Raw genomic sequence first — 14,825 nt, forward strand, 5'->3', positions numbered from 1 at the left:
GGAAAGATGTGATATAGTAAACTCTATAGGGCCTCGGGTAAGACGTATAAGCGGACAGGTCCCGGGGAGGCTGCGCTTTCCGCGAAAATCGCCGCGGAAATTTTGCCGGCATAGTCCGGAATGGAAGAAGCCGAAGCGCAGGCCGAATTACCCGAAAGGAGGGTTTTTATGTTCAGAACTTTTCAGCCGAAGAAGCTGCACCGCAAAAAAGAACATGGCTTCAGAAAGCGTATGGCTACCGCGAACGGCCGCAAGGTGCTTGCACGCCGTAGGGCAAAGGGAAGGGCACGCCTGTCCTATTAATTTATGGGCGTGCTCATTGCGGTTGAAACGGGATACCGAAAATGAGCTGCCGGCTTCGGCTGAGGCGGCCTTTTTCGGTGATTTTCCCATAACTGAACAACCTGACAGCGAATGACAAAGATTGAGAGTATAAAAGACAACAGAGCATTTCAGCGTGCCTATGCCCATGGAAAATATTTTGTTGGGCCGGTGCTGGTTACTTATGTGATAAAAAACCGGCTTGGCGTGGTGCGCGTAGGAATTACAACCGGGAAAAAAATCGGCAATGCGGTGCAACGGAACCGTTCCCGCCGAGTGATCCGCGAAGCGTTCCGTACCCTGAACAAAGAAATCAAACCCGGGTATGACCTAATTTTCGTCGCTAGGGCGAAAACACCGTTTGTGAAAAGCAGCGAAGTTCAGCGCGCTATGGAGCAGCAGCTGACAAACGCTGGCGTTTTTCTGTAAGAGACTATGAAGAAATTAATGATTGCGGCTATTCGATTTTACCAAAAGGCACTTTCCCCGTTAAAAAGGAGGCCGTGCTGCATTTATTACCCAACATGCTCAAATTACGCCATTGAGGCGATTGAACGGTTTGGGGCAGTGAAAGGATTTTTTCTGGCACTGTTCCGTTTTTTACGCTGCAACCCGTTCAGCAGGGGCGGTTATGATCCTGTACCTGAAAAAAAGGCAAAGCATTGATCGAATTAGAGGAGTATTTTCCGCATGAACGACATTTTCAATTTCTTTGGCAGCATCCTTGGCTATCTGCTGTGGTGGCTGTATTATCTCGTCGGCAACTATGGCGTCGCGATAATCCTGTTCACCCTCATCGTCAAGATGTTTTTGTTTCCGTTCTTTATTAAACAGCAGCGTTCCATGGCGGCTACCGCCAAATTGTCGGTTAAGCAAAAGGAAATCCAAAAAAAATATGCGAACGACAAGCAGCGTATGCAGATTGAAATGCAGAAGCTGTATGAAAAGGAAGGTGTTAACCCGTCCGGCGGCTGCCTGACGATGATTCTTCCTTTCCTTGTAATGTTGGGCTTGTACTATACCGTGTTGAACCCGCTTTCCAATGCACTCCACCTTTCTTCGGAAGCGGTCAACAAGGCAGTTGCAATGTTGAATCACGTTCCGGGCATCGGAAATTCCTTCAACACGCAGTATGCACAGATTGAAATTGTCAAAAACTTTACCAACCTTAAGCCATTTCTCGGAATGTTCAGCGGCGACGAGTTGGCAAGGCTTGAGTCGTTCAACCATGGATTTAGATTTCTTGGCTTGAACCTGCTCGATACGCCGTGCGACGCCGCGAATATTTTCGGAACACTGTTCCGCTCCAACCTGTGGATTATTCCTGTGCTCTGCCTTGTTGTGTACCTTAGTTCTCAGTTCATAACCACGAAAATGATGTCCGCCGTGCAGCAGCAACAGCAGCAGGGTTGCGTGAAATACACCATGTACATCATGTCTTTCGTTTCCGCATGGTTTGCCTGCACCGTTCCTGCAGCCGTCGGTTTTTACTGGATTATTTCCTCGGCTCTCGGCTTCGTACAGAACGTCATTATGAACAAATGGTACGGGCCGGACGCTTTGAATGCTCAGGCGGAAGCACGGCGAGTTGCCCTGCTTGAACAGGAAGAAGCTGCTATTAAACCAATTCCACATGTTGCGATCAAAGAGAAGGCGGGCTCAAAAAAAGTTGAGAAACGCCGTAAATAAATTTCCTGCACACGGAAAACGTGTATGATGGGAGGAAGTTGCAAATGAGAGAAGCCATCGGCATCGGCGAAACTGTAGAGCTTGCAAAAGAAGCTGCGTGCAAAGAGTTGGGCGTGGAGTCTTATGAAGCGGAATTTGAAATTCTTGAAATGCCCACCAAAAAGACATTCGGTATTTTCGGCGGAAGTCCGGCAAAGGTTCGTGTCTACATTGAGGACGACCCTGCCCAAGTTGCTGCGGATTATTTGAAAAAAGTGCTCTCATGCATGGGAATTCAGGATCCCGAGATTAATATTCAGAAAGAAGAAGGCGGCGCACTGCTGACCATTAAAGGCGACGATGTCGGATTTATCATCGGCCACCGCGGGGAAACACTGGACGCGCTCCAGTACCTCGCCGGACTTGTTGCCAATCATGTCGGAACCGGATATTACCGCATCGCCCTCGATATCGGCAATTACCGCGAGAAACGCCGCGAAACGCTCGAGTCCCTCGGCAGAAAGATGGCCGAAAAGAGTCTGCGCAACGGCCGCAACTGCTCTCTCGAGCCGATGAATCCTTATGAGCGCCGTATTATTCACACCGCCGTGCAGACGGTGGAAGGCGCAAAGTCATGGTCGGAGGGCGAAGACCTTCAGCGCCATGTGGTCATCGGGCCGATTGAAGGCGAACGTATTCATCGCCGCCCGTCAGGGAAAAAATACGGCCGCCGCAAAAATCAGCAGCGCGGAAGATCCCGCCGTCCGCAGGACAGCAGCAAACCGGCTGTCAATGCTCAGTCCGAAAACAATGCGGAAAACGAGCCGCGTCCGGTGAAATCGGAAACGAAAGGCTCGCTCTATCAAAGAGTCGATTTATCACACTGAGTTGTAATCTTTTGGAGTTTGGGGAGTTATATATGGCCTTTTAGAAAGGCCCACAGTGCAGGGAAAGGCGCAACGCCTTTCCCTGTTTCTGAGAAAACGCAAATTCGCATGACAGGACGGAGGAACAAAGTATGGAAATGAAATATCACCCGCCCGGTCAGACCATCGCCGCAATATCCACGGCGCAGGCGCCGGGGGCAGTCGGCATTGTGCGCATTTCCGGGCCGGAAGCGCAGCAGGTGGCAGACCGAGTTTTTGTCTCCGCCCACGGAAAGCGCCTTGTGGACCTGCCCGGCTACCGCGCGCTTTACGGTCATGTTTACGGAAAAGACGGAGAGATCGACGAGGCCATCGCATTAAATTTCCGCGCACCCGCGAGCTTTACCGGCGAAAACGTGGTTGAGCTTTCGTGCCACGGCGGAATCTATGTGACACGCAGTCTGCTAAAAGCAGTACTCGAAGGAGGCGCAGTTCCCGCAGGCCCGGGCGAATTCACGCGCCGCGCCTTTTTGAACGGAAAGTTGGGCCTTACCGAGGCCGAGTCGGTTATGGAAATTATCGGCGCTGCAGGGCAGCAGGCCGCAAAAGCTGCGCTTGCCGGCCACGACGGCGCATTGGAAAAGAAAATAATCGGGGTAAGGAATACGCTGACAACACTTGCCGCCCACTTGGATGCTTGGGCCGATTACCCCGAAGACGATATTCCGCAGGTAACGTCGGAAGAAATCCGCACATCGCTCGCTTCGGCGAAGGAGGAGCTGGAAAAACTTCTGCGCAGCTTTGAAGCTGGGCGAGCCATGCGTGAAGGCGTGGAGACCGTAATTGCGGGCCGGCCGAACGTCGGAAAATCCACGCTCATGAACCTGCTTGCGGGCTGTGAACGCTCCATTGTTACACAGTACGCGGGCACGACCCGCGATGTTGTGGAGGACACGGTTCTGCTCGGCGGAATCCCGCTTCGCCTTGCGGACACGGCAGGCATACGCTCCACCGAGGATCCGGTGGAGAAAATCGGCGTGGAACGCGCCTATGAGCGAATTCGTTCCGCGCAGCTTATTTTTGCGGTGTTCGACAGTTCCGCAGAGTTGGACGACTCCGACCGCAAGTTGACCGAGGCACTTGCCGGAACACCGTGCATCGCCGTAGTCAACAAGAGCGACTTGCCGCAAAAAATCAACATGGAGTATATTCGCCAACATTATAATCATATTGTAATACTTTCTGCCGCCTCCGGAAAAGGTCTGGAAGATTTGGAGCGGGAGACTGCAAAAGTGCTCGATACGGCGAACATCGACCCCGCGGAGGGGATGCTCCTTACGGAGCGCCAGCGGGACACCGCACGCCGCGCGCTGGACTGCGTGGAAGAAGCGCAGGCTGCGCTGGAGTCGGGCATGACGTTCGACGCGGTGACGGTTTCGGTCGAGGCCGCGGTATCCGTGCTTCTCGAGCTGACCGGCGAGCAGGCGACAGAAGCGGTTGTGGATTCTGTTTTCCATAACTTCTGTGTCGGAAAATAAACGCAAATTTTAAAATCCACATATAGTAAAATGTTATGTTGTATATACGAATAGTATAATATGAGAAGGAAATGAAAGGCCGACGATTCGCGCGGCATAGGAAAAGGAGATCACATGGAAATCAGATATAATGCCGGAAAAATTGATGTAGCGGTAGTCGGCGCCGGCCATGCCGGAATTGAAGCCGCTCTGGCTGCCGCGAGACTTGGCTGTAAGACGGTCGTGTTTACAATCAATATGGATGCGGTGGGAAACTGCCCGTGCAACCCGTCCATCGGCGGGACCGCAAAGGGCCACCTCGTGCGAGAGATTGACGCGCTCGGCGGAGAAATGGGCCGTACGACGGACCAATCCTTTATTCAGAGCCGTATGCTCAATAAAGGCAAAGGCCCGGCGGTTTACTCGCTCCGTGCCCAGATTGACCGCAGGGAATACAGCAAAATAATGAAGCATAAGCTGGAGCTTCAGCCGAATCTGAGTTTGAAGCAGGCGGAAGTTGTCGCGATTGAGCGCGGCGACCACGGAACTTGGAAGGTTATCACGCGCTTCGGCGGCGTTTATGAAGCAAGGGCTGTCATATTTGCAACGGGAACATACCTGAAAGGAAAGATATTCGTCGGTGAGGTTTCCTACGAAAGTGGTCCCGACGGAATGTTCCCTGCGGCGTTTCTGACAGAGTCACTCAAAAAACTTGGCATTTCGTTGCGCCGGTTCAAAACCGGAACACCTGCGCGTGTTCTGCGCTCCAGCATCGACTTTAATGGTCTCGAGGTACAGCACGGTGACGACCCGGTTGTTCCGTTCTCCTACGACACGCTGGAACCCGGGGTCAATCGCGCAGACTGCTATATCACATGGACAAATGAGCGCACCAAGGAAATTATCTTGGATAACCTCAACCGCTCGCAGTTGTTTACCGGAGGAATCACGGGAATCGGCCCGCGCTACTGCCCGAGCATTGAAACGAAGATTATCCGCTTTGCGGACAAGGAACGCCATCAGCTTTTCATCGAGCCGTGCGGCCTTGACACTGAGGAAATGTACCTGCAGGGCATGAGCACTTCTCTTCCGGAGGACGTACAGATTCAGTTTTACCGGACGATTCCGGGCCTCGAGCACGTTGAAATCATGCGCACGGCCTACGCGATTGAATATGACTGCATTGACCCGCGCCAGCTTTCCGCGACGCTCGAATTCAAGGACTACCCCGGCCTCTATGGGGCAGGGCAGTTCAACGGAAGTTCTGGGTACGAAGAGGCGGCCGCGCAGGGACTCGTCGCGGGCATCAACGCGGCGCTGAAGATTCAGGGCCGTGAACCGATGATTCTCGACCGCGCCGGAAGCTATATCGGCACTTTGGTCGATGACCTTATCACGAAGGGCGCCGACGAACCCTACCGCATGATGACCTCGAGAAGCGAATACCGCCTCGTTTTGCGGCAGGATAACGCCGACGAGCGCTTGACGCCCATCGGCAGAAAAATCGGCCTGATTTCCGACGAGCGCTGGCAGCGTTTTCTTACGAAGGAAGAACAAAAGAAAGCGGAGCGCGAGCGCGTGGAAAAGACCGTTCTGCCGCCGTCGGAGGAGTTGAATCAAATACTTGTTTCACGTGGAACAACTCCGGTAACCACCGGTGTGCGTCTTGCGGACCTCATCCGCCGCCCCCAGCTGAACTACGAAGTGCTCGCGCCGGTCGACCCAGGCAGGCCGAATCTCCCACAGGCGGTTTTTGAAAACGTGGAGATTGAACTCAAGTATGAGGGATACATTAAGCGGCAGAAAGCCCAGATTGAAGAAATGCGCCGTCTGGAGGGTAAACGTCTGCCGGAGGACATTGACTACACAAAGCTGACGGGTTTGCGCAAAGAAGCGCAGGAGCGTCTACAGGAAGTCCGCCCCGCAAGCGTGGGACAAGCGTCCCGTATTTACGGCGTCAGCCCTGCCGATATTTCGGTGCTTCTCATCTGGCTCGCAAAGAAGGAGAAAAATTTATGAATGACGCGGCATCGCTTCTGAAAACTTATGCTTCCGACTGCGGCATTTTTATCACTCCGCAGCAGGAGGAACAGTTTCGGGTTTATGCCTCTCTGCTCACCGAATGGAATGAAAAAATCAACCTTACAGCCGTCGTAGACCCGGAAGGTATCGCCGCGAAGCATTTTCTCGATAGTATCCTGATTTTGAAGTATTACGACATTCCGCAAGGCGAGAAGATGATTGATGTCGGCACCGGAGCCGGATTTCCCGGCGTGCCGCTTAAAATCATGCGCCCCGACTTGCAGCTTACGCTGTTAGACGGCCTTAACAAGCGCCTTGTCTTTTTGGCGGAGCTTACCAAGAAACTGGGGCTTGAGGCGGAGATTGTTCACGCACGCGCCGAAGAGGCCGCACGGCAGAAACAGTTCCGTACGGCGTTTGGCTTTGCAACCGCGCGTGCGGTGGCGGCAATGCCGGTTCTCTGTGAATACTGCCTGCCGTTTTTGCGTATGGGCGGCGTGTTTGCCGCAATGAAAGGTCCCGACGCGGAAGAGGAAGGAAAATCCGCAGAAAGGGCAATTGCATTACTCGGCTGCAAGACGGAAAAAACGGTGAAATATACGCTGCCGGCGGGAGACGGGCGCACCTTATTCCTGATCCGCCGAAACGCGTTGCTCGCGGCAACATACCCTCGCCACGGTTCCAAAATCTCGAAAAAACCTCTCTGACTCGATGTTTTCGGATGATTAATGTCCTATAAAAGAGATTCATCCCTCAATGCAGAAAAATGCATTGGGGGATTTTTGCATTTCGAGTGTTTTGGCACGGAAAAAAGCTCGGAAAAAGATACTCTGAGCTTTTATAAAATTCATACTAAGAAATATAAAAGGGGAAGAGGGCGGATTTAAGCGAACTCTCAACAATTTATCGGAAATATGTTGAAAAAGGAAAGAGAAAAAACGAAGAAATTTTCAAGTCAGTCCCAAAAAACTACAAAATTTTTCGCCTGTCTGTCGTATGCTTGTACCTGGAAGGACAAGGCGAGGAGGCGGTGATTTTGTATTTCGGAGATAGAAACCGTATCGTCGAGATCAACGTTGACCAGATTGTTCCGAATCCGGCACAGCCGCGCCGTAACTTTGACAAGGCCGAGCTGGAAAACCTTGCTCAAAGCATCCTTGCAAACGGCCTTCTCCAGCCCATTACTGTGCGTAAAAACGCTTCGGGGCTATATGAAATTATCGCGGGGGAACGCCGCCTGCGTGCTTGCAAGATGGTAGGCATGACAAGTGTCCCGTGCATTATAAGCGAATGTACGCCGAGTGAAAGCGCCGTTATGGCGATGACGGAAAACCTTCAGCGACAAAACCTCGGTGTGTTTGAAGAAGCGGAAGGAATCCGCAAGCTGATTGAAACCTGGGGCGTTACACAGGAAGAAGCCGCATGCCGCCTCGGGAAAAGCCAGTCTGCCGTGGCGAACAAGCTCCGACTGCTGAAACTGACGGAGCACGAGCGCCAACGGATCACCGAAGCAGGCCTTACGGAGCGCCATGCGCGCGCTTTGGTCCGCATCGAGGATCCGGAAATGCGAAAAAAAGCGTTGAACGTCATCATCGAGCGAAATTATAATGTCCGCCAGACGGACGATTATGTGATGAAGCTACTTAGCGGTAAAGACGCAGCGAAACAACATAAGACTTTTGTAGTAAAAGATGTACGCATTTTTCTCAACACAATCTCCCACGCCGTAAAAACGATGAAGGAAAGCGGAATTCCCGCACAGACCCTTCAGAGCGAAACGGATGAATATATAGAGTGTATCGTCAGGATACCGAAAACCTGTGCCCATGCGGGAGGGCGAAAACCCGCCTAAAATAGATTACAAGAATACTCCTATTTCCCTATATCATTTCCCACGCAGTAGGCCGGACAAAAGTCCGGCCTGCTGCGTTTTTACTGATAAAAAAGCCGAAAAGCCGCGCCCAGCCTGCAAAAAACACCGAATGTTTCATGTGAAACATTTCCGGTTTTCCGCACGAAACGCAAAGAATTATCTCTTTATCTTGCCCATTCGATGTGCTATAATGATGAATAAATTACAGAATGCGGAAGGGGGAATGAAATTGGGGAAGATCATCGCAATCGCAAACCAGAAAGGCGGCGTGGGAAAGACCACGACGTCGGTCAACCTTTCCGCGGCGATGGGGCAAAAGGGCCTCAAAACACTTCTTGTGGATATTGACCCGCAGGGCAACGCCACAAGCGGAGTCGGGGTAGACAGGCGGAAGCTCAAGAACACCGTTTACGAAATGCTGATCGGTGACGCCGAGGCCAAAGATGTCGTTCTAAAAACGGAATTCGAGAATCTGGACCTCATCCCGTCGAGCATTGACCTAGCGGGCGCCGAAATCGAGCTGGTTGACCTAGAGAGACGGGAATCACGCCTGAAAAGTGCGCTGGCTCCCATCACGGCAAACTATGATTACATATTTATCGACTGCCCACCGTCGCTCGGCATCATCACGACGAACGCTTTGAACGCCGCCGACACGCTGCTTGTGCCGATTCAGTGCGAATATTATGCGCTGGAAGGGCTTTCACAGCTCATGAACACGGTGCGCAGGGTCAAGCGGCAGTATAACGAGCGGCTTGAGATAGAGGGCGTGCTTCTCACGATGTACGACGGCCGCCTGAACCTTACGCAGCAGGTGGTGCAGGAAGTCAAGAAATATTTTCCGCGCAAGGTTTTCGGCACGGTCATACCGCGCGCGGTGCGCCTTTCGGAAGCACCGAGCTTCGGCCGGCCGATTCAATATTTTGACAAATCATCGCGCGGCGCGCAGGCATATAACGATCTGGCGGACGAAATCGTGCGCATGAACGGAGGAAAATGACGATGGCGAGAAAAGGCGGACTCGGCAAAGGATTGGACGCCATCTTTGCTGAAAATGATACGGAAGGCGAACGCACTGCTGTCATGCTCAAGACCACAGAGCTGGAACCGAACCGCGGCCAGCCGCGGCGCGAGTTTGATGAGCAGGCGCTCAGTGAGCTTGCAGACTCCATCTCCCAGCACGGTGTTCTTCAGCCGCTTCTGGTACGGCCGCTCGTGGGCGGAGGCTACCAGATTGTTGCGGGCGAACGCCGCTGGCGCGCGGCGCGCATGGCGGGCCTTGACGAAGTGCCCGCAGTCGTTCGGGAATTGAGCGACGAGCAGGTCATGGAACTTGCCCTGATTGAAAACCTTCAGCGCGAGGACCTCAATCCGCTGGAAGAAGCGCAGGGCTACCAGTCCCTCATGGATACTTACGGCATGACGCAGGACGAAGTAGCAAAAACCGTCGGGAAATCGCGCCCGGCCGTGGCAAATGCACTTCGTCTGCTGAATCTCCCGAAGAAGCTGCAGGAGCGTGTAAGAGCCGGTGCGTTTTCCGCGGGACATGCAAGGGCTTTGCTCAGCTTTCCGGATGAAAAATCTATGATGGAGGGCGCAAAAGCTGCGGAAAACGGCGCTTCTGTGCGCGAGCTTGAAAAAATGGCGCAGAAGGCAAACGCAAAGCCGCAGAAGAAACCCCAGACGCATAAAGTACGCTACTATGAAGAAGCGGAACTTGCCCTGAAAGAAAGCCTCGGCAGAAAAGTGCGCGTGAGCGGAACCAAAAAGCGCGGAGTTCTGCAGATTGAGTTTTACGGGGAAGAAGACCTTGCAGAATTGGTCAAGTATTTCGAGTCACGATGAGCGCGCTCCCTCTCCGCGCAGAAGCGGAAGAAGAAGATTCATTCTATGGCGAGGGATATTCTCAAAGGAAATTGGTTCTTTCGGGCGTTCATCTTGAAGCCGGATATAAAAGCCGGAATCCGGTCCAATGAGAAGAACCGATAATCCGCTTTGCCGATTGGAAAGCAGAATATGGTGATTGCCGCGGCAAATCAAACAAACTTTCCACAAAAAGTCAAAAAATTGTGGAAAACTAACGCGGCAAGGGCCAATCGGCGGGCGGAAAACGGAAAAATATATCAATATAATTCTTGCATAGAATAATATACCTTTCTATTCGTCTTTAAAGATACATTTCAAGCACACGAAACAGGAATAATTATCCTTTTGGGATAGATAATAATTCTAATTGAAGAAAAAGCTCGTCCGCACGCAGCGGGCAGCGAGGAGAGATAGGATTTATGATTGATATTAAGTTGATTCGTACGAACCCCGATTTGGTTAAGGCAGGGGCAAAAAAGCGCAATTATGACGCGGACAAGATTGTCGATGACATTCTTGCCATTGACGCAAAACGCCGTGAGCTGATTGCCGAAGTTGAGGCGAAGCGCGCCGAACAGAACGCGGCAAGCAAGAAAATTCCGCAACTGAAAAAAGAGGGCGGCGACGTATCCGAGCTGTTGGCGCGCATGAAGACGCTTTCCGCGGAAGTGAAGGAATACTCCGCAAAGCTCGACGAAATCGAAGAACAGCAGAAAACGCTGCTCCTCAGCCTTCCGAATATGCCCGATGAGGACGTTGTGGCGGGCGGAAAAGAAAACAACGAGCCGCTTCGCTATTTTGGCGAGAAACCGAAATTTGAGGGATTTACCCCGAAAAACCATGTGGAGCTGTGTGAGAGCCTGCACCTCATCGACTACCAGCGCGGTGCAAAGCTCGCGGGCGCCGGTTCTTGGGTGTATTGCGGCATGGGCGCACGCCTCGAGTGGGCGCTGCTCAACTTCTTCATCGATGAACATATTAAGGACGGCTATGAGCTGATGCTTGTTCCGCACATGCTGAATTATGAGTGCGGCTACACCGCAGGCCAGTTCCCGAAGTTCAGCGACGAGGTTTACTGGATTGCGAACCCGACAAGCACCGAAAAGAAATTCCTTCTACCGACGGCGGAGACCGCGCTTGTGAACCTCCACCGCGATGAAATCCTTTCGGCAGAGGAACTCCCGAAAAAATACATTGCCTATACTCCGTGCTACCGCCGCGAAGCGGGAAGCTACCGCTCCGAGGAGCGCGGCATGATCCGCGGCCATCAGTTTAATAAGGTAGAGATGGTCCAGTACACAAAGCCGGATGAATCCGACAAGGCTTTTGAGGAGCTCGTCCACAAGGCGGAGCACCTCGTGCAGGAGCTTGGGCTTCACTACCGCCTCAACAAGCTTGCTGCGGGCGACTGCTCGTTCTCCATGGCACGCACTTACGACATTGAAGTCTGGATTCCGAGCATGGGCATCTATAAGGAAGTCAGCTCGGCGTCGAACGCGCGGGAATATCAGGCACGCCGCGGCAACGTGAAGTTCCGCGACACAGACGGAAAGACGAAATTCGTGCATACGCTCAACGCTTCCGGCCTCGCGACAAGCCGCGTCTTGCCGGCAATCGTAGAGCAGTACCAGAATGCGGACGGCAGCGTTACGGTACCTGAGGTCCTCCGCAAATACGTCGGAACGGAGGTCATCCGTCCTTGAGTCCAGAAATTATCAATGAGTATTCCCGCAGCCTGAACGTGCCTGTTTATGACGTAGGGCCTACCAATACGCTCAAGTTCGGTTCTGCCCTGCGCCTGGTGCAGGAGACGAGCGAACAGCATTTAAATGTAATGCATGCTGGCTATGAGACGATGAAAAAGACCGCCGGACTCGTGTTCTTTATCATTTCCACCCGCGTACACATCTTCCACTTTCCCGGGAACGGTGAGCCAATTACCATCAAAACACATCCGCGCGGGCGCGGCGGAGCGCAGCTTTACCGGGATTTCAAGTTCTACGATGCAAAGGGCGACCTTCTGCTCGATGTGATGCAGACAACGGTGCTGGCAGATGCCGTAACGCATAAAGTCCAGCGCCCGCAGGCATTGAAGCAGTTTGGCTTCTACCCAGAAGATATCGTTGAGCCGGAGAACCGCATGGAGCGATTCTCTGTGCCCGACGGTCTTCCGCTTCTCGGGGTGCGCCGAGTGTTCTACTCGGACCTCGACGCGAACGGCCACATGAACAATTCGGTCTACGGAGACATCGTTTGGGATTTTCTCCCCCCGGATGTGCGCAGGAAGGCGCATACAATTCAGATTAATTACCTCCGTGAAGTCGATGAGGGCAAAGATCTGGAAATTTCAGGCGAAAAAATTGGCGGAAAATTCTTTCTTCGCGGCGACTGCGACGGCAGCGTTCGGTTTACAGCTTCAGCAAAAAGCTGAAAAAAGAATAATTCACGGATGGTATTGACGGCCCAAAAGTGAAATGTTAAAATAGTCGTTATATAAAATAAACACAAAAGTGGACGGGCTTTGGCCCGTCCATGCGACTATCAGGCTGAAGATGGAGGAACGGCATGTTAAATACGAATTACTCGGAAAAATTTGTAAAGGAAGCGCTCACGTTTGACGATGTCCTGCTGATTCCGGCAGAATCCAACGTCTTGCCGAAAGAGGTCAATCTCGGCACTCGGCTCACGAAGAAGATTCACCTGAATATTCCGCTGATGACGGCGGCAATGGACACCGTAACGGAGACACAGATGGCAATTGCGATTGCTCGTGAAGGCGGAATCGGTATCATCCACAAGAATATGCCAATCGAGAAACAGGCAGATATGGTTGACCGTGTTAAGCGTTCCGAAAACGGCGTCATCGCGAACCCGTTCTATCTTTCGCCCGAGCATTCCGTGCATGACGCGGAAGAGATTATGGCCCGCTACCGCATTTCCGGTGTGCCGATCTGCGAAAACGGAAAGCTCGTCGGCATCATCACAAACCGCGACCTTCGTTTTATGGAAGGCTCCGATTTCGACCAGCCGATTGCGAATGTCATGACGAAAGACCATTTGGTCACGGCTCCGGTCGGAACGACACTGGCAGAGGCTAAGGAAATTCTCCGTTCCCACCGCATCGAGAAACTGCCGCTTGTCGACAAAGACGGCAACCTGAAAGGCCTTATCACCATTAAAGATATTGAAAAGGCGGTTCAGTACCCGAATTCCGCAAGAGACGAAAATGGCCGCCTACTCTGCGGCGCCGCCATCGGTGCAACCGAAGATGTCCTCGACCGTGTTGCTGCTTTGGTGGAAGCACAGGTGGACGTTGTCGTCCTCGACTCCGCCCACGGCCACAACAGCGGTGTACTGAACGCTGTCAAGAAGGTTAAGAAAGCATACCCGGATCTTCAGCTCATTGCAGGCAACATCGCCACGGCAGAGGGCGCAAAGGCGCTCATCGACGCCGGCGCAGACTGCGTGAAGGTCGGCATCGGCCCGGGCTCCATTTGCACTACGCGCATCGTTGCAGGCATCGGCGTTCCGCAGATTACCGCAATCTATGACGCGGCTTGCGAGGCACAGAAGGCAGGTATCCCGGTTATCGCAGACGGCGGCATTAAGTTCTCTGGCGATATCGTGAAAGCGCTCGCCGCCGGCGGAGACGTCGTCATGATTGGTTCGCTGGTTGCAGGGTGCGAGGAATCCCCCGGAGAGACCGAGCTGTATCAGGGTCGTCGCTTTAAGGTTTACCGCGGAATGGGCAGCCTTGCGGCTATGGGTCACGGCAGCAAAGACCGCTACTTCCAGCAGGATGCAAAGAAGCTCGTTCCGGAAGGCGTTGAAGGACGCGTTGCTTACAAGGGGCCCCTTTCCGACACGGTTTATCAGCTGATGGGCGGTTTGCGTGCAGGCATGGGCTACACTGGTTGTGCAAACATTGATGAGCTTCATGAAAAGGCAAGGTTCTGCCGTATCACCGGCGCAGGCCTCAGAGAGAGTCACCCGCACGACATCCAGATTACGAAGGAAGCGCCGAACTACTCGGTTCTTACCTGATTTTAGTGGCTTGAAATATTTCAAAAATTTATTGACAAGCCAACCACGAATAGAGTATAATAATAAACGCTCCGTTATCTTTGACGGAGCATTACATGGCGGCATAGCTCAGTTGGCTAGAGCATTCGGTTCATACCCGAAGCGTCGTTGGTTCGAATCCAATTGCCGCTACCATCCGGCCCGGTGGTCAAGAGGTTAAGACACCGCCCTTTCACGGCGGTAACGCGAGTTCGATTCTCGCCCGGGTCACCATTCTTGTGTTTGCGCGTGGTAGAGTCGCGCAAATTTTTTTGGACGCATAGCTCAGCTGGTTAGAGCGTTCGCCTCACACGCGAGAGGTCACAGGTTCGAGTCCCGTTGCGTCCACCATCACAAAACATCAGAAAACCGCATGAGACCGGCATTTTCGGCTTCATCATGCGGTTTTTTATTTTCAGAAACGAAAAAGCCCGTATGGAATGGCAATCTCAAATTCATGCGGGCATTTTTTTAATCTAAATTATCATACGTTGCCGTTAGGAAGCAAAGGATTGATTTCTATAAAATCGAAAAGGCGTTCTGTGTAAGGCTTGATCAATAATCAAAGACTGGAGTCGTAAAGAGATAAGATCTCCACAATACCCTCTAGAAGAAAAGAAGTCGGACATT

At 52.5% G+C, this 14,825-nt stretch carries 14 protein-coding genes and 3 tRNA genes; all 17 read left to right on the forward strand.

The annotated features are described in order from the left end of the window. Positions 1-168 precede the first annotated feature (168 nt). Positions 169-303 (forward strand): 50S ribosomal protein L34, encoded by a 135-nt coding sequence (gene rpmH, locus NOG13_RS01690; protein WP_283110590.1) that lies wholly within the window; start codon positions 169-171, stop codon positions 301-303. A 111-nt stretch (positions 304-414) separates the two neighbouring features. Continuing rightward, positions 415-750: a ribonuclease P protein component gene (rnpA, locus tag NOG13_RS01695; protein ID WP_283110591.1), complete on the forward strand. Its 336-nt coding sequence runs from the start codon at positions 415-417 to the stop codon at positions 748-750. A gap of 6 nt (positions 751-756) precedes the next feature. Then, positions 757-987: a membrane protein insertion efficiency factor YidD gene (yidD, locus tag NOG13_RS01700; RefSeq protein WP_283110592.1), complete on the forward strand. Its 231-nt coding sequence runs from the start codon at positions 757-759 to the stop codon at positions 985-987. Positions 988-1,011: 24 nt separating this feature from the next. Further along, entirely contained in the window at positions 1,012-2,010 is a 999-nt protein-coding gene (locus NOG13_RS01705; protein WP_283110593.1) for a YidC/Oxa1 family membrane protein insertase, read from the forward strand. A gap of 44 nt (positions 2,011-2,054) precedes the next feature. Continuing rightward, positions 2,055-2,876 carry an RNA-binding cell elongation regulator Jag/EloR gene (jag, locus tag NOG13_RS01710; RefSeq protein WP_283110594.1) on the forward strand — a complete coding sequence of 274 codons (822 nt, stop codon included), beginning with the start codon at positions 2,055-2,057 and terminating at the stop codon, positions 2,874-2,876. A 131-nt stretch (positions 2,877-3,007) separates the two neighbouring features. Continuing rightward, the gene (gene mnmE, locus NOG13_RS01715) at positions 3,008-4,393 is read left to right on the forward strand and encodes a tRNA uridine-5-carboxymethylaminomethyl(34) synthesis GTPase MnmE (protein WP_283110595.1); all 1,386 of its coding nucleotides are present in this window, start codon (positions 3,008-3,010) and stop codon (positions 4,391-4,393) included. 114 nt (positions 4,394-4,507) lie between these two features. Beyond that, a complete protein-coding gene (gene mnmG / locus NOG13_RS01720) occupies positions 4,508-6,391 on the forward strand; it encodes a tRNA uridine-5-carboxymethylaminomethyl(34) synthesis enzyme MnmG (RefSeq protein WP_283110596.1) in 1,884 nt (627 codons plus the stop codon). After that, positions 6,388-7,101 carry a 16S rRNA (guanine(527)-N(7))-methyltransferase RsmG gene (rsmG, locus tag NOG13_RS01725; protein ID WP_283110597.1) on the forward strand — a complete coding sequence of 238 codons (714 nt, stop codon included), beginning with the start codon at positions 6,388-6,390 and terminating at the stop codon, positions 7,099-7,101. Before mnmG ends, rsmG begins: the two co-directional genes overlap by 4 nt. Before the next feature lie 323 nt (positions 7,102-7,424). Further along, positions 7,425-8,246: a ParB/RepB/Spo0J family partition protein gene (locus NOG13_RS01730; protein ID WP_283110598.1), complete on the forward strand. Its 822-nt coding sequence runs from the start codon at positions 7,425-7,427 to the stop codon at positions 8,244-8,246. 250 nt (positions 8,247-8,496) lie between these two features. Beyond that, entirely contained in the window at positions 8,497-9,267 is a 771-nt protein-coding gene (locus NOG13_RS01735) for a ParA family protein (protein WP_283110599.1), read from the forward strand. 2 nt (positions 9,268-9,269) lie between these two features. Continuing rightward, positions 9,270-10,112 carry a ParB/RepB/Spo0J family partition protein gene (locus NOG13_RS01740; RefSeq protein WP_283110600.1) on the forward strand — a complete coding sequence of 281 codons (843 nt, stop codon included), beginning with the start codon at positions 9,270-9,272 and terminating at the stop codon, positions 10,110-10,112. A 440-nt stretch (positions 10,113-10,552) separates the two neighbouring features. Then, positions 10,553-11,836: a serine--tRNA ligase gene (gene serS / locus NOG13_RS01745; RefSeq protein WP_283110601.1), complete on the forward strand. Its 1,284-nt coding sequence runs from the start codon at positions 10,553-10,555 to the stop codon at positions 11,834-11,836. Further along, the gene (locus NOG13_RS01750) at positions 11,833-12,564 is read left to right on the forward strand and encodes an acyl-[acyl-carrier-protein] thioesterase (RefSeq protein ID WP_283110602.1); all 732 of its coding nucleotides are present in this window, start codon (positions 11,833-11,835) and stop codon (positions 12,562-12,564) included. The genes serS and NOG13_RS01750 overlap by 4 nt, the downstream gene beginning before the upstream one ends. 134 nt (positions 12,565-12,698) lie before the next feature. Then, positions 12,699-14,177 carry an IMP dehydrogenase gene (gene guaB, locus NOG13_RS01755; protein WP_283110603.1) on the forward strand — a complete coding sequence of 493 codons (1,479 nt, stop codon included), beginning with the start codon at positions 12,699-12,701 and terminating at the stop codon, positions 14,175-14,177. Between the two features lie 97 nt (positions 14,178-14,274). Then, positions 14,275-14,351 (forward strand) — tRNA-Met (locus tag NOG13_RS01760). Positions 14,352-14,354: 3 nt separating this feature from the next. Continuing rightward, a tRNA-Glu gene (locus NOG13_RS01765) sits at positions 14,355-14,429 on the forward strand. Positions 14,430-14,469: 40 nt separating this feature from the next. Continuing rightward, positions 14,470-14,546, forward strand: a tRNA-Val gene (locus tag NOG13_RS01770). The last annotated feature ends 279 nt before the right edge of the window (positions 14,547-14,825 follow it).

Source organism: Thermocaproicibacter melissae, assembly GCF_024498295.1.
GTDB classification, from domain to species: domain Bacteria; phylum Bacillota; class Clostridia; order Oscillospirales; family Acutalibacteraceae; genus Thermocaproicibacter; species Thermocaproicibacter melissae.

What these genes read in the sequence shown, in the direction of transcription:
- mnmG (WP_283110596.1), top strand. Translation starts at nt 4,508, where the DNA reads ATGGAAATCAGATATAATGCCGGAAAAATTGATGTAGCGGTAGTCGGC.
- rsmG (WP_283110597.1), top strand. Translation starts at nt 6,388, where the DNA reads ATGAATGACGCGGCATCGCTTCTGAAAACTTATGCTTCCGACTGCGGC.
- NOG13_RS01705 (WP_283110593.1), top strand. Translation starts at nt 1,012, where the DNA reads ATGAACGACATTTTCAATTTCTTTGGCAGCATCCTTGGCTATCTGCTG.
- serS (WP_283110601.1), top strand. Translation starts at nt 10,553, where the DNA reads ATGATTGATATTAAGTTGATTCGTACGAACCCCGATTTGGTTAAGGCA.
- NOG13_RS01740 (WP_283110600.1), top strand. Translation starts at nt 9,270, where the DNA reads ATGGCGAGAAAAGGCGGACTCGGCAAAGGATTGGACGCCATCTTTGCT.
- mnmE (WP_283110595.1), top strand. Translation starts at nt 3,008, where the DNA reads ATGGAAATGAAATATCACCCGCCCGGTCAGACCATCGCCGCAATATCC.
- yidD (WP_283110592.1), top strand. Translation starts at nt 757, where the DNA reads ATGAAGAAATTAATGATTGCGGCTATTCGATTTTACCAAAAGGCACTT.
- rnpA (WP_283110591.1), top strand. Translation starts at nt 415, where the DNA reads ATGACAAAGATTGAGAGTATAAAAGACAACAGAGCATTTCAGCGTGCC.
- rpmH (WP_283110590.1), top strand. Translation starts at nt 169, where the DNA reads ATGTTCAGAACTTTTCAGCCGAAGAAGCTGCACCGCAAAAAAGAACAT.
- jag (WP_283110594.1), top strand. Translation starts at nt 2,055, where the DNA reads ATGAGAGAAGCCATCGGCATCGGCGAAACTGTAGAGCTTGCAAAAGAA.
- guaB (WP_283110603.1), top strand. Translation starts at nt 12,699, where the DNA reads ATGTTAAATACGAATTACTCGGAAAAATTTGTAAAGGAAGCGCTCACG.